The sequence below is a fragment of the Rhodanobacter sp. OR92 genome (assembly GCF_000427545.1).
GTDB classification, from domain to species: domain Bacteria; phylum Pseudomonadota; class Gammaproteobacteria; order Xanthomonadales; family Rhodanobacteraceae; genus Rhodanobacter; species Rhodanobacter denitrificans.
Genome location: NZ_ATYF01000001.1, coordinates 538,492 through 554,776 on the forward strand (window position 1 = coordinate 538,492; position 16,285 = coordinate 554,776).

17 protein-coding genes are annotated in these 16,285 nt (G+C 67.2%); 12 read left to right on the plus strand and 5 right to left on the minus strand.

From position 1 onward, the window contains the following. Positions 1-10: 10 nt before the first annotated feature. The 4 genes from ykgO to RHOOR92_RS0102745 form a co-directional block, all read right to left on the minus strand. Positions 11-136, minus strand: coding sequence for a type B 50S ribosomal protein L36 (gene ykgO / locus RHOOR92_RS18475; protein WP_007508267.1), 126 nt, complete (start codon positions 134-136; stop codon positions 11-13). Between the two features lie 61 nt (positions 137-197). Then, positions 198-1,109: a LysR family transcriptional regulator gene (locus RHOOR92_RS0102735; protein WP_007508268.1), complete on the minus strand. Its 912-nt coding sequence runs from the start codon at positions 1,107-1,109 to the stop codon at positions 198-200. Between the two features lie 250 nt (positions 1,110-1,359). Then, positions 1,360-3,378 (minus strand): NADPH-dependent 2,4-dienoyl-CoA reductase, encoded by a 2,019-nt coding sequence (locus RHOOR92_RS0102740; protein WP_007508271.1) that lies wholly within the window; start codon positions 3,376-3,378, stop codon positions 1,360-1,362. A gap of 87 nt (positions 3,379-3,465) precedes the next feature. After that, entirely contained in the window at positions 3,466-3,723 is a 258-nt protein-coding gene (locus RHOOR92_RS0102745) for an acyl-CoA-binding protein (protein WP_015447683.1), read from the minus strand. A 110-nt stretch (positions 3,724-3,833) separates the two neighbouring features. On the opposite strand from RHOOR92_RS0102745, the gene cmk reads away from it, so the two are divergent. The 11 genes from cmk to bla all read left to right on the plus strand — a co-directional run bounded on the left by cmk (position 3,834) and on the right by bla (position 14,798). After that, a complete protein-coding gene (gene cmk, locus RHOOR92_RS0102750; protein WP_015447682.1) occupies positions 3,834-4,514 on the plus strand; it encodes a (d)CMP kinase in 681 nt (226 codons plus the stop codon). Between the two features lie 176 nt (positions 4,515-4,690). Beyond that, positions 4,691-6,364, plus strand: a complete 1,674-nt coding sequence (gene rpsA / locus RHOOR92_RS0102755) for a 30S ribosomal protein S1 (protein WP_007508277.1) — start codon at positions 4,691-4,693, stop codon at positions 6,362-6,364. A 77-nt stretch (positions 6,365-6,441) separates the two neighbouring features. Next, positions 6,442-6,741, plus strand: a complete 300-nt coding sequence (locus tag RHOOR92_RS0102760; RefSeq protein ID WP_007508279.1) for an integration host factor subunit beta — start codon at positions 6,442-6,444, stop codon at positions 6,739-6,741. Positions 6,742-6,909: 168 nt separating this feature from the next. Further along, positions 6,910-7,158, plus strand: coding sequence for a LapA family protein (locus RHOOR92_RS0102765; RefSeq protein ID WP_027489526.1), 249 nt, complete (start codon positions 6,910-6,912; stop codon positions 7,156-7,158). Then, on the plus strand, positions 7,155-8,327 hold the full coding sequence (gene lapB, locus RHOOR92_RS0102770; protein WP_027489527.1) for a lipopolysaccharide assembly protein LapB: 1,173 nt from the start codon (positions 7,155-7,157) through the stop codon (positions 8,325-8,327). Before RHOOR92_RS0102765 ends, lapB begins: the two co-directional genes overlap by 4 nt. A gap of 7 nt (positions 8,328-8,334) precedes the next feature. After that, positions 8,335-9,357, plus strand: a complete 1,023-nt coding sequence (locus tag RHOOR92_RS0102775) for a glycosyltransferase family 4 protein (protein WP_007508284.1) — start codon at positions 8,335-8,337, stop codon at positions 9,355-9,357. Beyond that, positions 9,344-11,242 (plus strand): nucleoside-diphosphate sugar epimerase/dehydratase, encoded by a 1,899-nt coding sequence (locus RHOOR92_RS0102780; RefSeq protein WP_007508286.1) that lies wholly within the window; start codon positions 9,344-9,346, stop codon positions 11,240-11,242. The genes RHOOR92_RS0102775 and RHOOR92_RS0102780 overlap by 14 nt, the downstream gene beginning before the upstream one ends. Beyond that, positions 11,239-12,114, plus strand: a complete 876-nt coding sequence (gene galU, locus RHOOR92_RS0102785) for a UTP--glucose-1-phosphate uridylyltransferase GalU (RefSeq protein WP_027489528.1) — start codon at positions 11,239-11,241, stop codon at positions 12,112-12,114. The genes RHOOR92_RS0102780 and galU overlap by 4 nt, the downstream gene beginning before the upstream one ends. Before the next feature lie 78 nt (positions 12,115-12,192). Further along, the gene (locus RHOOR92_RS0102790; protein WP_015447677.1) at positions 12,193-13,482 is read left to right on the plus strand and encodes an FAD-dependent oxidoreductase; all 1,290 of its coding nucleotides are present in this window, start codon (positions 12,193-12,195) and stop codon (positions 13,480-13,482) included. Further along, on the plus strand, positions 13,479-13,826 hold the full coding sequence (locus RHOOR92_RS0102795; protein WP_027489529.1) for a tRNA-binding protein: 348 nt from the start codon (positions 13,479-13,481) through the stop codon (positions 13,824-13,826). The genes RHOOR92_RS0102790 and RHOOR92_RS0102795 overlap by 4 nt, the downstream gene beginning before the upstream one ends. Before the next feature lie 93 nt (positions 13,827-13,919). Then, on the plus strand, positions 13,920-14,798 hold the full coding sequence (gene bla / locus RHOOR92_RS0102800; RefSeq protein WP_027489530.1) for a subclass B3 metallo-beta-lactamase: 879 nt from the start codon (positions 13,920-13,922) through the stop codon (positions 14,796-14,798). 24 nt (positions 14,799-14,822) lie between these two features. Here the strand turns inward: bla and RHOOR92_RS0102805 are convergent, their stop codons facing one another. Further along, on the minus strand, positions 14,823-15,746 hold the full coding sequence (locus RHOOR92_RS0102805) for an MBL fold metallo-hydrolase (protein ID WP_027489531.1): 924 nt from the start codon (positions 15,744-15,746) through the stop codon (positions 14,823-14,825). A 196-nt stretch (positions 15,747-15,942) separates the two neighbouring features. On the opposite strand from RHOOR92_RS0102805, the gene RHOOR92_RS0102815 reads away from it, so the two are divergent. Then, a complete protein-coding gene (locus RHOOR92_RS0102815) occupies positions 15,943-16,284 on the plus strand; it encodes a hypothetical protein (protein WP_027489532.1) in 342 nt (113 codons plus the stop codon). Position 16,285 lies beyond the last annotated feature (1 nt).

Genomic DNA, 16,285 nt, shown 5'->3' on the forward strand with positions numbered 1-16,285 from the left:
CAGACTGCACTCAGCGCTGGCGAGCCTTGAAACGGGGGTTGCTCTTGCAGATCACGAATACCTTGCCGCGACGGCGCACAACCTTGCAGTCGCGATGCCGCGCCTTGGCGGACTTCAAAGAGTTAAGCACCTTCACGGCCAGCTCCTGACACTAGACTAAAATGTAAGCGGGCAAGTATAGCGAGCCACATGGTTTGTCACAAGTCCGACGCGACGGCCGTCTGCGCCACCGTGGCCAGGAATTGCTGCAGGGTGGGGGACTGATCGCTGGCCCGACAGGCCACGGCCAGCAACAGAAAGGCATCGGGGTCCTCCAGTGGCACGTAGCAGATCCCGGCCAGGCGCACGGTGCGCATGCTGGCCGGCACCAGGGCCAGCCCCAGCCCGGCGGCAACCAGGGCCAGCAGGCCGTTGATCTGCTGGGCATGCTGGGTGATCGACGGCTGGAAACCGGCCCGCGTCGCCAGTTTCACCAGCCGGTCGTAAAGCGTGGCAGCGAGCTCACGCGGTTGCGACACGAACGCGTCGCCGGCCACTTCGGCCAGACGCAGGCTGCTGCGGCCAGCCAGCGGATGGCCGGCAGGCAACGCAAGCAGCAGGGGTTCGCGATCGATCACGCTGCAGCGCAGGTCGCGGGCGTACTGCGCCTGCAACGGCTCGTCACGGACAAAGCCGACGTCGATCTTGCCGGCGAGCAGGGCCGCGAACTGCGGCTCGGTGTACATCTCGCTGAGTTGCAGGCGCACGTCGGGAGCGATCTGGCCAAAACGCAGCAAGGTTTGCGGCATGGCCGGATGGAACGAGACCGAGACGGTATAGGCCAGCCGCAACTGGCCGCTGTAACCCGCGGCGGCGGCCACCGTCTGGCTACGCGCCTCGTCCACCTTGGCCAGGATCTGTCGTGCCTGCTCCAGGAACACCCGACCGGGCTCGGTCAGCGTCACACTGCGTTTGGTGCGCTCCAGCAGGCGCACGCCCAGATCCCGTTCCAGCGACTGGATCTGTTGCGACAGGGGCGGCTGGGAGAGATGCAGACGCAGCGCAGCGCGGGTGAAACTCAGCTCTTCCGCGACGGCGATGAAGTAGCGCAGCTGGCGAAGGTCAAACATATAGTGATTCGAAATCAATAACGGCCTAAATATATATTAGATACTTTATTCCGTCGATCATAAAATCACTTCCGTCCCGCCACTTCCCCTCCCCCCTGGTGGCGGCGGCCCTCGCCCCGCAGCGACGCTAAATACGACATCTGGTTCAACTCCCCCCCTGAGCCCATGTCGATGCGTCTTCCCTGCGGGGCGCTTTCTTTTGGATGACCGACACCGCTGCCATCGGGCAGCGGTGTCGGCGTACCGGCGCCTAGATTGCGCTGGCCACGCGGGTGCCCTGGGCGATGGCGCGCTTGGCATCCAGCTCGGCGGCCACGTCGGCGCCGCCGATCACGTGCACCTTCATGCCGGCGGCGATCAGTTCGTCGGCCAGCCCGCGGTTCGGCAGCTGGCCGGCGCAGACCACCACGTGCTCGACCGGCAGGATCTGTGGCTTGCCGTCGACGGTGATGTGCAGGCCCAGGTCATCGAAACGTTCATAGCCGACATTGCCCAGCATGGTCACCCGTTTCGCCTTGAGCGTGGCCCGATGTACCCAGCCGGTCGTCTTGTTGAGCCGCGCGCCGGGGCGACCCTCGCTGCGCTGGAGCAGCCAGACTTGGCGCGCCGGCGCTTCCGGCTGTGGCGGCTGCAGGCCGCTGCGCTGCTGCAGCTGCATGTCCACTCCCCATTCGCGGGTCCAGCGGGCCACGTCGGTGGTGGGCGAGGGCGCATGTTCGACCAGGAACTCGGCTACGTCGAAACCGATGCCGCCGGCGCCGATGACCGCCACCCTGGCGCCTACCGGCTGATGCCGGGCCAGCACATCGAGATAGCCCAGCACTCGCGGGTCGTCGCTGCCGGGAAAGCTCGCCTGGCGCGGCGTGATGCCGGTGGCGATCACCACTTCGTCATAGCCGCCGGCGCGCAGCGAGGCGGCGTCCGCAACCTGGCCGAGGCGGACGTCGACGCCGGTGTCGTCCAGCTGGTGGCGGAAATAGCGCAGCGTTTCGTGGAACTCTTCCTTGCCCGGAATCTGCTTGGCGTAGTTGAACTGGCCGCCGATCTCGCTGGCCTGGTCGATCAGGACCACGGCATGGCCGCGCTCGCCCAGCGTGGCGGCGCAGGCCATGCCGGCCGGGCCTGCACCGACCACGGCGATGCGCTTGCGCACGCTGGCCGGTTCGACCTTCAGCTCGGTCTCGTGGCAGGCGCGCGGGTTGACCAGGCAGCTGGCGCGCTTGTTCTGAAACACGTGGTCGAGGCAGGCCTGGTTGCAGGCGATGCAGGTGTTGATGCGTTCGCTGCGCCCGGCCTTCGCCTTGTTCGCCCATGCCGGGTCGGCCAGCAGCGGGCGCGCCATCGAGACCATGTCGGCTTCGCCATCGGCGAGGATGCGCTCGGCCACGTCCGGCATGTTGATCCGGTTGGTGGCGACCAGCGGGATCGCCACCTCGCCCTTGAGCTTTTGCGTGACCCAGGCGAAGCCGGCGCGCGGCACGCTGGTGACGATGGTCGGCACGCGCGCCTCGTGCCAGCCGATGCCGGTGTTGATGATGCTGGCGCCGGCGGCCTCGATCGCCCTGGCCAGGGTGGCGACCTCGCTCCAGTCCTGGCCGCCCTCGACCAGGTCGAGCATCGACAGCCGGTAGATGATGATGAAGTCGCGGCCGACCGCCGCGCGCGTGCGGCGCACGATCTCGACCGGAAAGCGCATGCGCCGCGTCGCGTCGCCGCCCCAGGCATCGTCGCGCCGGTTGGTACGCGCGGCAATGAACTCGTTGATCAGGTAGCCTTCCGAGCCCATCACCTCGACGCCGTCGTAGCCGGCATCCTGCGCCAGCCGCGCACAGTGCACGAAGTCGCCGATGGTGCGCTCCACGCCGCGTGCGGTGAGCGCCCGTGGCGTGAATGGAGTGATCGGAGACTTGATCCTCGATGGCGCCACCGACAACGGGTGGTAGCCGTAGCGGCCGGCATGCAGGATCTGCAGGCAGATGCGCCCGCCTGCAGCGTGCACGGCGCGGGTCAGCTTGCGATGGCGTGGCTTGTGCCAAGGCAGGGTGAGCCGGCCGCCGAACGGCTTCAGCCAGCCTTCGATGCTGGGCGAGATGCCGCCGGTGACCATCAGCCCGACGCCGCCGCGGGCGCGCTCGGCGAAGTACGCAGCCAGCTTGTCGTAGTCGCTGGCCTTGTCTTCCAGCCCGGTGTGCATCGAGCCCATCAGGATACGGTTGGGCAGGGTGACATGGCCCAGATCGAGCGGGGCGAACAGGTTCGGGTAATGCATGCGATCCACACGAGGCTCAAACGATCGTATGAATGTGCCGGTGTTCGGCGTTTGAAAGCAAGCCTCTCGTGAGTACGGCAGCCCGGATCAGGCCAGCAATTGGTAAACCAGCGCAATGTAGCGGCGCATGGCTTCTTCTTCGGAGACGCCGTTCAGCTGCGCCCAGGCCTCGTGCTTGGCTGTGCCGACGAAGTCGAAGAAACCGGGCTGGACGCGCTTGAGGTCACCCTCTGAGCCCTGCTTGTAGAGCGCGTAGAGCTTCAGCAAGGTGTCGTTGTCGGGGCGCCGGGCCAATTGCCGGATGTCCTTGGCAGCCTGCTCGAACTCGCGGCGAAGGTCGGTCATAAGGCGGTTCGGACAGGGCTGCAGACAAGGAGATCGGCTAGATAGCACGCGTCCCCGGTGGGGTCAACGCGGTAAACTTCCGGCCTTAGCCATTCAGCCAGGGTCCTTCCATGAGCCATGCTCCCGTCGTACCCGTACTCACGATCGACGGGCCGTCGGGGTCGGGCAAGGGCACCGTCAGCGCCTTGGTGGCCGAACGGCTGGGCTGGCGGCTGCTGGATTCCGGCGCGCTGTACCGCGCCGTGGGCTACGCCGCCGGCATGGCCGGGCTGGACTTGTCGGACGTGGAGGCGGTGACCCGCTGCGCGCAGGGCACGAAGATCCAGTTCCGCGCTGCCAGCGACGGCGGCGAGACCCGGGTGATCGTCAACGGACACGACGCCACTGACGAGCTGCGCACCGAGACCGCCGGGGCGGCGGCCTCGGCGATCGCCTCGATGCCGTCGGTGCGCGAGGCGCTGGTGGCGCTGCAACTGGGCTTCCGCAAGGCGCCCGGCCTGGTCGCCGACGGGCGCGACATGGGCACGGTGATCTTCCCGGATGCCGTGCACAAGGTTTTCCTCACCGCGAGCGCCGCCGAGCGGGCGAAAAGGCGCTATAAGCAGTTGAAGGAAAAGGGACTCAGCGTTACACTTGCCGGCCTTCAGCGAGAAATTGAGGCGCGTGACAGCCGCGATGCATCGCGGGCGGTTGCGCCGCTCAAGCCTGCCGAGGATGCCGTGCTGGTGGATACCACCGGGATGGGCATCGACGAGGTCGTCGCGAAAGTACTTGCCGTCGTGCAGTCCTGAGCGGGTTGCGCGGCGGTTTCTGTGCCCCTGCCGCGGCAGGGGGTTTTGGCCAATGGTGACGACGGTCGGTTCTGTGCAACCACCCGAAGGCACCCTCAACCGGTGGACCGGAAAGTTCGTGCGCAACACCCAACCAGGCGCAACGGATCACGGTCTTTTCCCACTATGGAATCAACATGACTGAAAGTTTTGCCGAACTGTTTGAACAGAGCCAACAGGCCATCTCCAAGCTGAAGCCCGGCGCCATCGTCACCGGCATCGTTGTGGAAATCCGCAACGACGTCGTCGTGATCAATGCCGGCCTGAAGAGCGAAGGCATCGTCCCGATCGAGCAGTTCAAGAGCGAGGACGGCGTGCTGGAGGTGCAGGTAGGCGACGAGGTGAAGGTAGCCCTCGAAGCTTTGGAAGACGGTTTCGGCGAGACCAAGCTGTCGCGCGAGAAGGCCAAGCGCTCGATGGTGTGGGACGACCTGGAACAGGCGTTCGACAAGGAAGAGACGATCAAGGGCATGATCTCCGGCAAGGTCAAGGGTGGCTTCACCGTCGACATCAAGGACGTCCGCGCGTTCCTGCCGGGTTCGCTGGTCGACGTGCGCCCGGTGCGCGAGCCGACCTATCTCGAGGGCAAGGAACTCGAGTTCAAGATCATCAAGCTGGACCGCAAGCGCAACAACGTGGTGGTCAGCCGCCGCGCCGTCGTCGAGACCGAGTTCTCCGAGGAGCGCGAGAAGCTGCTGGAGCGCCTGACCGAGGGCGCGGTGGTCAAGGGCACGGTCAAGAACCTCACCGACTACGGCGCGTTCGTGGACCTGGGCGGCATCGACGGCCTGCTGCACATCACCGACATGGCGTGGAAGCGTGTGCGTCATCCGTCCGAGGTGGTCAACGTCGGCGACGAGCTGGACGTGCGCGTGCTGAAATACGACAAGGAGCGCAACCGCGTTTCGCTGGGCCTGAAGCAGCTTGGCGACGACCCGTGGGTCGCCATCGCCCGTCGCTACCCGGTCGGCAGCCGCCTGTTCGGCAAGGTCTCCAACGTCACCGACTACGGCTGCTTCGTCGAGATCGAGCCGGGCGTGGAAGGCCTGGTGCACGTGTCCGAGATGGACTGGACCAACAAGAACGTCAACCCGGCCAAGGTGGTGCAGGTCGGCGACGAGACCGAAGTGATGGTGCTGGACGTGGATGAAGAGCGTCGCCGCATCTCGCTGGGCATCAAGCAGACGCGTTCCAACCCGTGGGAAGCGTTCGCCGCCATGCACAAGAAGGGCGACAAGGTCTCCGGCCAGATCAAGTCGATCACCGACTTCGGCGTGTTCATCGGCCTGGACGGCGGCATCGACGGCCTGGTGCACCTGTCCGACATCTCCTGGCAGATGTCCGGCGAAGACCTCGTGCGCAACTTCAAGAAGGGCGACGAGATCGAGGCCGTGGTGCTGGCGGTGGATCCGGAGCGCGAGCGCATCTCGCTCGGCATCAAGCAGATGGAGCAGGATCCGTTCGGCCAGTTCATGGCGGCGAATCCGCGCGGCAGCATCGTCAACGGCACCGTCAAGGAAGTCGATGCGAAGGGTGCGGTGATCGACCTGGGCGAGGGCGTGGAGGGTTACCTGCGCGCCAACGACATCGCCAAGGAGCGCATCGACGACGCCACCCAGCACCTGAAGGTGGGCGACAAGGTCGAGGCCAAGTTCACCGGCATGGATCGCAAGGGGCGCCAGCTGGCGCTCTCGATCCGCGCCAAGGACGAGGAAGACGCGCCCGACACGTCGGTGGATTACTCGTCCGCGGCCAGCGGCACGACCAAGCTTGGTGCGCTGCTCAAGGAGCAGTTCAACAAGGCCGACTGATCGCCTGCAGCAGCCTGACACGGGGCGGCAGCTTGTCGCCGCCGCCCCGTCGTTTCATGTCACGGACATTGGGGCCCATGACTAAATCCGAATTGATCGAGGCGCTCGCCAGGCGCCAGACCCATCTTGCGTTTGCCGACGTCGAGATGGCCGTCAAGAGCGTCATCGAGCAGATGAGCCACGCCCTGGCCCATGGCGAACGCATCGAGGTGCGTGGTTTCGGCAGTTTCGCGTTGCACTACCGGCCGCCGCGCATGGGACGCAACCCCAAGACGGGCGAGGCCGTGGCGCTGCCCGGCAAGCACGTTCCGCACTTCAAGCCGGGCAAGGAATTGCGCGAGCGCGTCAACCAGGATCTGGAGCAGAAAATCGCCTGACATCCCGGCCACCACTCAGGAAAGATCGACCGAAGGCAGGCGACGCAGGTCGGTCCTGCCTTTTTTGCTGCGCGCCGTCGTGCGGCCACCGGGCCGCCATGAATCGTTGCCGCATGGACCACCCACGCTGCCTGTGCCTGTCACGAGCAATCGGGTAAAGTCTCGGCCATGCGACTGCTCGCCATCATCGTCCTCGTGATCTTCATCGCCGCTGGCGTCGTGCTGGGCGCACTCAATGCCGACATGGTCGGCTACGACCTCGCGTTCGTCCGGATGCAACTGCCCAAGGGCGCGGCCTTGCTGGGCGCACTGGTGATCGGCTGGCTGCTGGGCGGGCTCACCGCGTGGCTCGGCGTGAGCATGCGCCGGCATCGCCGGCAACCGCGTGCCGACAAGAAGCTGCCGGCCCGGCCATGAATTTCCTGTATGTGCTGGTTCCGCTGGTGCCAGCTGCATTTGTGCTGGGCTGGTGGGCCTCCCGCCAGGCCGGTGCACGCCGTTCCGGCGCCGAGGTCAGCGAGCTGTCCTCAGACTATTTCCGCGGCCTGAACTACCTGCTCAACGAGGAGCAGGACAAGGCGATCGAGGTCTTCCTCAAGTTGGCCGAGTACAACCGCGACACGGTCGAGACCCACCTGGCGCTGGGCAACCTGTTCCGCCGCCGCGGCGAGGTGGACCGGGCCATCCGGCTGCACCAGCACCTGGTCTCGCGACCGGGCCTGACCGACGCGATGAAGACGGTGGCCTTGCTGGAGCTGGGCGAGGACTACATGCGTGCCGGCCTGCTGGATCGCGCCGAGGCGCTGTTCTCCGACCTGGTGGCGATGGACGCGCATGCACCGTCGGCGCTGCGCCACCTGATCGCGATCTACCAGCACGAGCGCGACTGGCACAAGGCGATCGAGCACGCACGCCGGCTGGAGGTGATGACCGGCGAGGACGAGGCGCCGATGATCGCCCAGTTCTACTGCGAACTGGCCGACCGCTCGCGCCAGCATGGCGCCCGCGCCGAGGCACGCGACTACCTGCGCCAGGCGTTCGAATGCCAGCCCGGCTGCGTGCGCGCCTTCATGCTGACCGGCCGCCTGCTGTCCGAGGACGGCCAGCACGCCGAGGCGGTGACAGCCTACGAGGCGGCGATCAAGGCCGATATCGCGTTCACCCCGGACATTCTGCCGCCGCTGCTCAACAGCTATGCCCGTTCACAGCAGATGGAACGTGCCGAACATTTCCTGCACGACATGCTCGGGCGCTACCACGGCGTCTCGCCGGTGCTGGCGCTGACCCACCTGTATCGGCAGCGCGACGGCGAGCGGGCAGCGGTCGACTTCTTGACCGCCCAATTGCGCCAGCGGCCGTCGGTGCGCGGGTTGATGGCGCTGATCGACGCCACCATGGACAAGATCGAAGGCGAGGCGCGCGAGAATTTCCTGATCCTGCGCGACCTGACCCGCAAGCTGCTGGAAGGCCAGGCGATGTATCGCTGCAGCCGCTGCGGCTTCGGCGCCAAGGCCCATCACTGGCAGTGCCCCAGCTGCAAGAGCTGGAGCACGATCCGGCCGATCCACGGTGTCGCCAGCGAGTGAGCGGAGCATGTACCTGACCACCGGATGGTTGCTGGCCAGCTTGTCGATCACCTTGCTGCTGGTGCGCGGCGCGATCGGCTATGCGCAGCGGCGCGGCATGCTGGACCAGCCCGGGCAACGCCGTTCGCATCGGCTGCCGACCCCGCGCGGCGGTGGCATCGGTATCGTCGTGGCGATGCTGGTCTGCCTGCCGGGCGTGCTGTGGCATGCGCCGGCGGCTTGGCCAGCAAGCGTGATCGCGGGCCTGCTCGCCGCACTGGTGCTGGTGGCGCTGGCCGGCTGGTGGGACGACCACCGCTCGCTGCCGATACTGCCGCGGCTGGGCGCCCAGCTGCTCGCGGCCGGCCTGTTCTCGCTGGGGCTGCTGGCCACCGGCTTGTCAGGATGGTGGATACCGCTGTTGCTGGTCGGCGGTGTCTGGAGCATCAACCTGCACAATTTCATGGATGGCATCGACGGGCTGCTGGCACAGCAGGCGGTCTTCGTGGGCGCAGGCCTGGCCTGGCTGGCGGGGGCAGCGGAGCAACCTGCGCTGGCCGCCGCGGCGGCGGTCTTCGCGGCATCGGCACTGGGCTTCTGGTGCTTCAACCGGCCACCCGCACGGATCTTCATGGGCGACGTCGGCAGCGGCAGCGCAGGCCTGCTGGTCTTTGCGTTCAGCGCGATGCTGTGGCGGGTCGCGCCGGAGGCGTTGTGGCCGGCGCTGATCCTGTCGTCCGCCTTCGTGGCGGATGCCAGCCTGACCCTGCTGACCCGCATGTGGCGCGGGCGGCGCTGGTACACTGCCCATCGCGAACACCTCTATCAGTGGCTGGTGCGCCGCGGAGGAACGCATGCACGGACGGACATGGCCTATATGGGCTGGAACCTGCTGGTTGCGGCACCCTCGGCCTGGTTGGCCTGGAGTCATCTGCGCATGGCGCTGCCGATTACCATAGCCGTCTATCTTGGAGCGGCGGTCACTTGGCTGGCGCTGAAACGTCGCTGCCTGCGACGCCATCTGCCCAAGGCCTCCCATGTCGCTGCGTAAGCTCGTCGGCTTCATCCATCCGCGTATCGCCGTCGTGTTGCACGACCTGGCCATGGCCGTGCTCGCATGGTGGATCGCCAAACTGCTGAGGTATGCGCTGAGACCGGACGAGGTCATCAGTTTCGGGATACTCGAGTTTCCGATCGTGCTGCTGGTGCAGGGGCTGATCTTCCGCTGGACCGGGTTGTACAAGAGCGTCTGGCGTTTCGCCAGTCTGCCGGACCTGTGGAACATCGCGCGCGCGGTCGTGATCGGTTCGCTGTTCGTCGGCGTGTCGCTGTTCCTGTATGACCGGCTGGAGGGCGTACCGCGTTCGGTGCTGGCGCTTTACCCGCTGCTGCTCGCCGCGTTGCTCGGCGTGCCGCGCCTGGCCTACCGCTACTGGAAAGACAGCCGCAACGACCTGCTGCAGAACCAGGTTGCGAAACGCGTGCTGATCGTCGGCGCCGATCGCGCCGGTGAAGTGCTTTCGCGCGACCTGCACCGCGACAACCGCTATGCCGTGGTCGGCTTCGTCGACGACAAGCCCAGCCTGCGCGGCGCCAGCATCAACGGCCACCCGATGCTGGGGCAACTCGACCAGTTGCCCGAGGTAGCCCGCGAAGTGGCGATCGACATGCTGCTGATCGCGCTGCCCGGTGCGTCGACGAGCGAGATGCGGCGGGTGGTTTCGCTGTGCGACGCCACCGGCCTGCCGTACCGGACGGTGCCGCGGCTGGAGGACGTGGTGGCTGGCCGCGCCCAGTTCAACCAGATCAAGGAAGTGGCGATCGAGGATCTGCTCGGTCGCGACACGGTGGAGCTGGACTGGACCGCGATCCGCGAAACGCTGAGCGGCAAGTGCGTGCTGGTCACCGGCGGCGGCGGCTCGATCGGCTCGGAACTGTGCCGCCAGGTCGCCCGGCTGGGCGCGCAGTCGCTCACCGTGGTCGAGCAGAGCGAATACAACCTGTACCGGATCAGCCAGGAGCTGCGCGCGGATTTTCCCGAACTGATCTTCGACGGCATCCTGGCCAACTGCGGCGACCAGGTCGCCATGCGCAAGGCATTTGCGGACGTCCGGCCGCAGGTGGTGTTCCATGCCGCCGCCTACAAGCATGTGCCGCTGTTGCAGAACCAGCTTCGCGCGGCGTTCCGCAACAATGCGCTGGGCACGCGCACGGTGGCCGATGCGGCCTGCGAAGCCGGGGTCGAGTGTTTCGTGCTGATTTCCACCGACAAGGCGGTCAACCCGACCAGCGTGATGGGCGCCTGCAAGCGCATTGCCGAGATCTACTGCCAGAATCTCGACGCACATGCCGCTACCCGCTTCATGACGGTGCGTTTCGGCAACGTGCTGGATTCGGCCGGTTCCGTGGTGCCGCTGTTCCGCCGGCAGATCCGCGACGGCGGCCCGGTCACCGTGACGCACCCGGAAATATCGCGCTACTTCATGACGATCCCCGAAGCCTGCCAGCTGATCCTGCAGACCGCCAGCATCGGCAAGGGCGGCGAGATCTTTGCGCTCGACATGGGCGAGCCGGTGAAGATCCGCGATCTGGCCGAGCAGATGATCCGCCTCGCCGGCAAGAAGCCCGGCAGCGAGATCCCGATCGTGTACACCGGCCTGCGCGCGGGCGAAAAGCTGTTCGAGGAACTATTCCATCCGCTGGAAAACTACAGCGCCACCGCGCATGCCAAGATTTTCCTGGCACAACATCGCGAGGTGTCGTGGGAGTTGCTGCAGGCCCTGCTGCACAAGGCTGCCGAGGCGGCCGAGGTTTTTAATGAGGAAGAACTTCGGCGCTGCGTGTCCAGCCTGTTGCCCTCGTTCCGCTGGAGCGAAACGGTGCAACCGGACAACGTGGTGTCGATCCGCCGTGCCAACCCGGAGATCAATGAGTGAGCAAGCCCCTGCGCAAAGTGGTGTTTCCCGTGGCCGGACTCGGCACGCGTTTCCTGCCGGCGACCAAGGTGGTCGCCAAGGAAATGCTGCCGGTGCTCGACAAGCCGCTGATCCAGTACGCCGTCGACGAGGCGGTGGATGCGGGTGCCGACACCCTGGTCTTCGTCACCAACCGCTACAAGCACGCGATCGCCGACTATTTCGACAAGGCCTACGAGCTGGAATCGAAGCTGCAGGAGAAGGGCAAGGCCGAACTGCTGGCGCTGGTGCAGGGCACCTTGCCGCGGCACGTGCGGGCGATCTTCGTGACCCAGCCCGAGGCGCTCGGCCTGGGCCACGCCGTGCTGTGCGCCAAGCCGGTGGTCGGCGACGAGCCGTTCGGCGTGATCCTGCCTGACGACCTGATCTGGAACGGCGCCGGCAAGGGCGCGCTGCGGCAGATGGCGGAGCTCGCCGATGCGCAAGCCGCCGGCGTGATCGCGGTGGAGGAAGTGCCGCACGACCAGACCGACAAGTACGGCATCGTCGACGCCGTGCCGGTCAACGAGCGCAGCGCGCGGATCCGCAGCATGGTGGAGAAACCCAAGCCGGCCGACGCACCGTCGAACCTGGCCGTGGTCGGCCGCTACGTGTTGCCCGGCCGCATCTTCCAGTTGCTGGAGCAGACCACGCCCGGTGCCGGCGGCGAGATCCAGCTCACCGACGCGATCGACGCGCTGCTGAAGGAGCAGGGCAAGGTGCTGGCCTACCGCTTCGAAGGCACCCGTTTCGATTGCGGCAACAAGGCCGGACTGGTGCGCGCCACCATGCACATGGCCATGCAGGACCCGAAACTCGCGCCCACCGTGCGAGAGTTCCTCGGCCAGCTTTGAACCACGGCTGCCACGACGTCCTGGCATGAAGGATATGCTTGCCCAGTCACGGACACCGGTGCCGCCTGTCGCTGCAGCATGAAATCCCCCTCGCCTACGTCCTACTACCGCGCCACCGCCACGCCGTACCCGGCCTGGGAACCGCTTCAGGGCAGCACGCATGCACGTGTTGCCGTGATCGGCGGCGGCTTTGCCGGCTTGAACACTGCGCTGGGCCTGGCCGAGCGCGGCGTGCGCGACGTGGTGCTGCTGGAGCGCGAGCAGGTCGGTTTCGGCGCATCCGGTCGCAATGGCGGTTTCGTCTTCGCCGGCTATTCGCTGGGTGAGCAGGCGCTGCTCGACCAGTTGGGCGAGGCGCGTGCGCAGGCCTTGTTCCAGCTGACCACCGCGGCGGTCGGGCGCATCCGCCGGCGTGTCGCCGAATACGCCATCCCCTGCGACGCGGTCGACGAAGGTGTGATCTGGGCCAACTGGTTCCGTGACCCCGCGGTGCTGCGCCGGCGCCAGCAACTGCTGGCCGAACACTACCACGTGAACTGGCAGTGGTTGCCCGAAGCGGAGTTGCGCGCACGCATCCGCAGCGAGCGTTATCACGACGGCCTGTACGAGCGTGACGCGCTGCACCTGCATCCGCTCAATTATGCGATCGGTTTGGCCGCGGCGGCGGCCGGGCAGGGCGTGCGCATCCACGAGCACAGCGGCGTGCGCAGCCTCGCGCGCGAAGGCCGGCAGTGGCGCCTGCGTACGGCGCAGGGCGAGCTGCTGGCCGACCAGGTCGTGCTGGCCTGCGGCGGTTATCTGGCCGGCCTGCGCAAACCGATCGACCGGGCGATCCTGCCGATCGCCACCTACGTGATGGTCACCGAAGCGCTCGGCGATCGGCTGGACGAATGCCTGCACACCCGTGCGGCGATCTACGACAGCCGCTTCGCGTTCGACTACTACCGCGCGCTGCCGGATACGCGGCTGCTGTGGGGCGGGCGCATCTCGGTGCTCAACCGCTCGCCGCGCGGCGTGCAGCGCCTGCTGACGCGGGACCTGCTGCGGGTGTTCCCGCAACTGGCCGGCGTGCGGATCGAGCACGCCTGGTCGGGCCTGATGAGCTACGCACGGCACCAGATGCCGCAGATCGGCGGCAGCGACGACGGCCTCTGGTGGGCGCAGGCGTTCGGCGGCCACGGCCTGGCCCCGACCTGTGCGGCCGGCGAACTGCTGGCGGCGGCGATCGCCGATGGCGACGATGGCTGGAAACGTTTTGCCGACTATGGCCTGGGCAACACGCACCGTCCGTTCGGTTATCTGGCGGCGCAGGCCAGCTACTGGTGGCAGCAAAGCCGCGACTGTCTGAAGACGAGGTTGGAAGGATGAGTGCAGCGAATCACCCCGAGATCAGCTGGGCCGATTTCGAGAAAGTGTTGGTCGTCGCCGGCACGGTGATCCGGGTCGAACCGTTTCCCGAAGCGCGCAAGCCGGCGTGGAAAGTGTGGGTGGATTTCGGCCCTTATGGCGAGAAGAAGACCAGCGCGCAGATCGCCGCGTTGTACCAGGCCGGGGACCTGCTCGGCCGACAGGTCGTGGGCGTGATCAACTTCCCCGAAAAGCAGATCGGCCCGTTCCGCTCGCAGTTCCTGCTCACCGGCTTTCCCACCGGCGAGGGCGTGGTGCTCACCGCGGTCGAACGCCCGGTACCGAACGGCACGCGGCTGGCCTGAGCGGCGTCGCGCCCGCAATTTGCCCGCGCGGCGCCCGCACCAGTGCCGCGCCGCCCGCCAGCATGGCGGCTTCGTCCCCACGGAGTCCCACGCATGAATCCATTTTTACGCGCGCTATGGTTGCTTGCCTTTTTGACCGCGGCGGGTGTCGCGCAGGCAGATGAGGCGTACTGGAGCGCGCCGCAGCAGCCGTTCCGCATCTACGGCAACAGCTGGTACGTGGGCACGCAGGGACTGAGCGCGATCCTGATCACCTCGCCGCAGGGTCACGTGCTGATCGACGGCACGCTGGAAGGCAATGCGGCGCAGATCGAGGCGAACATCCGCACGCTCGGCTTCCGCCTGCATGACGTCAAGCTGATCCTCAACTCGCACGCCCACTCCGACCATGCCGGAGCGATCGCCAGGCTGGCGCACGACAGCGGCGCCACGGTGGCGGCGAGCGTGGCCGGAGCGAAGGAGTTGCGTTCGGGCGGCAATGATCCCGACGACCCGCAATACGGCATGGCGCCACGCTATCCGGCGGTCACGCCGGTCGAGGTGGTCGCCGATGGTGCCGCCGTGCGGGTGGGGCCGATCGCCATCACGGCGCACTACACGCCAGGCCACACGCCGGGCAGCACGTCATGGACCTGGCGTTCCTGCGAAAAGGAACGCTGCCTCGCACTGGCCTACGTCGACAGCCTCACCGCGCTCGGCCGCGATGGCTTCCGCTACAGCGACGACCCTGCGCGGGTCGCCAGCTTCCGCCGGTCCTTCGCCACCGTCGCCAGCTTGCCGTGCGACATCCTGGTCACCCCGCATCCCGATGCCAGCGGCTTCATGCAGAAGATCGCCGCGCGCGATCGCGAGCATTCGTCCGCCCCCTTGATCGACACCGGCGCTTGCCGCGCCTATGCCGCGGCGGCGCAGCCGCGCTTCGAGGCACGGCTGGCGAAGGAGCGGCAGGACGCGCGCGCGGCAGGCAAGTGAGCCGGCTCCGGCCGGCATGGTGGATCAGCGATCCAGCCACACCTCCAGCCCCTGCGCATTCAACTCGATGTCCATGCCCAGCAGCTGGCGCAGGACGTCGCGTCCCTGGCCCCAGCCGTGGGCCGCGGCACGAGTCGCGTAGAGATCGGTCAGCGACTCCATCAGCACGGCATGCCGGTCGGGCCTGCCGTGCGCGGCGTGGGCCAGCGCGACCATCGCGTCGACCTGCGCATGCAGGTCGGCAGCCAGCCGCCCCACCGGCTCGACCCGGCCGTAGTGGGTGAGGTACATCGCGGCAGGTTCCAGGGCGACCAGTCGCCCGATCGACGCATGCAACGCCTCCGGATCGAACTGCACCGGCGAGGTGGTAGGCAGGATGAACGGGCCGTTCGCGGTATCGAAATCGCGATACGACAGGCCGAACACGTCGCCGGTGAAACACACGTTGGCGCGCTCGTCGTACACGGTGAGATGGTGCCTCGCGTGGCCGGGCGTGTCGATGCACAGCAACGGCCGGCCGGCCAGTTCCACCACGTGCCCGTCCGGCGCCTCGACGACGCGCTGGGCGGGGACCGGGCGCAGCCGGCCGTAGGTCTGCTCCATCACCGCCTCGCCGTATACCGCGCTGGCGCCCGCCCACAGCACCGAGGGATCGATCATGTGGCGGGCGCCGCGCGGATGCACCACCAGCTTCGCGTTCGGCAGCCGCGCGATCAGCTCGCCGGCGCCGCCGGCATGGTCCAGGTGGACGTGGGTGAGTATCAGCCAGTCCACCGCGGCAGCGGAAATCCCGGCTTCGTCCAGTGCCGCCAGCAGGCGCGGCACCGAGAAGTTGGTGCCGCAGTCGATGAACGCGCCGCGGCCGTGCTCGACGACCAGGTAGGCCGCGTCGAACCGCGGCCGCACGAAGCCGGTGTCGATGGTGTGGATGCCGTGGGTGTTTGCCATGCCTGCCTCGCGAACCGGACGATCCGGCGAGGGTAGCAAGCCGCCGCAGGATGGGCACTTGCACCATGGTCGAGCGCGGGCTGCCCGAAAAGCGCGTCCTGCAGAGGCTGCCGTCATGTCGCGGGAACCTTTGGAGGGGCTGCCGCATCCGATCGGCAGCGACTCACTCATCAACGCGCTACCCGGGGGAAACGACATGCTGCTCTATGCGATTCTGGTTTTTGCGGTGGCCGCCATCGGCGGTCTGGTGCTGGCCTCCAGCGTGTTGCGCGGCAAGCTGGCGCCGTGGACAATTTCCATGCTGCACGCGCTGCTCGGCGCCAGCGGCCTGGTGTTGCTGATTCTCGTGGTGCTGCAGGGCGCGGCCCCGGGGCGGCTCACCGCGGCGCTGGCCCTGCTGGTGCTGGCCGCGCTGGGCGGCTTCTTCCTCACCTCGTTCCACCTGCGCCAGCAGGTCGCACCGAAGGCCGTGGTGTTCGTGCACGCCGGCGTCGCGGTGGTGGGTTTCCTGACCCTGCTCAGCCTGCTGCTGGCCTGAG

What these genes read in the sequence shown, in the direction of transcription:
- RHOOR92_RS0102780 (WP_007508286.1), top strand. Translation starts at nt 9,344, where the DNA reads ATGTCGCTGCGTAAGCTCGTCGGCTTCATCCATCCGCGTATCGCCGTC.
- RHOOR92_RS0102795 (WP_027489529.1), top strand. Translation starts at nt 13,479, where the DNA reads ATGAGTGCAGCGAATCACCCCGAGATCAGCTGGGCCGATTTCGAGAAA.
- cmk (WP_015447682.1), top strand. Translation starts at nt 3,834, where the DNA reads ATGAGCCATGCTCCCGTCGTACCCGTACTCACGATCGACGGGCCGTCG.
- RHOOR92_RS0102815 (WP_027489532.1), top strand. Translation starts at nt 15,943, where the DNA reads ATGCTGCTCTATGCGATTCTGGTTTTTGCGGTGGCCGCCATCGGCGGT.
- RHOOR92_RS0102805 (WP_027489531.1), bottom strand. Translation starts at nt 15,746, where the DNA reads ATGGCAAACACCCACGGCATCCACACCATCGACACCGGCTTCGTGCGG.
- bla (WP_027489530.1), top strand. Translation starts at nt 13,920, where the DNA reads ATGAATCCATTTTTACGCGCGCTATGGTTGCTTGCCTTTTTGACCGCG.
- rpsA (WP_007508277.1), top strand. Translation starts at nt 4,691, where the DNA reads ATGACTGAAAGTTTTGCCGAACTGTTTGAACAGAGCCAACAGGCCATC.
- RHOOR92_RS0102745 (WP_015447683.1), bottom strand. Translation starts at nt 3,723, where the DNA reads ATGACCGACCTTCGCCGCGAGTTCGAGCAGGCTGCCAAGGACATCCGG.
- RHOOR92_RS0102775 (WP_007508284.1), top strand. Translation starts at nt 8,335, where the DNA reads ATGTACCTGACCACCGGATGGTTGCTGGCCAGCTTGTCGATCACCTTG.
- RHOOR92_RS0102790 (WP_015447677.1), top strand. Translation starts at nt 12,193, where the DNA reads ATGAAATCCCCCTCGCCTACGTCCTACTACCGCGCCACCGCCACGCCG.
- RHOOR92_RS0102735 (WP_007508268.1), bottom strand. Translation starts at nt 1,109, where the DNA reads ATGTTTGACCTTCGCCAGCTGCGCTACTTCATCGCCGTCGCGGAAGAG.
- lapB (WP_027489527.1), top strand. Translation starts at nt 7,155, where the DNA reads ATGAATTTCCTGTATGTGCTGGTTCCGCTGGTGCCAGCTGCATTTGTG.
- RHOOR92_RS0102760 (WP_007508279.1), top strand. Translation starts at nt 6,442, where the DNA reads ATGACTAAATCCGAATTGATCGAGGCGCTCGCCAGGCGCCAGACCCAT.
- RHOOR92_RS0102740 (WP_007508271.1), bottom strand. Translation starts at nt 3,378, where the DNA reads ATGCATTACCCGAACCTGTTCGCCCCGCTCGATCTGGGCCATGTCACC.
- RHOOR92_RS0102765 (WP_027489526.1), top strand. Translation starts at nt 6,910, where the DNA reads ATGCGACTGCTCGCCATCATCGTCCTCGTGATCTTCATCGCCGCTGGC.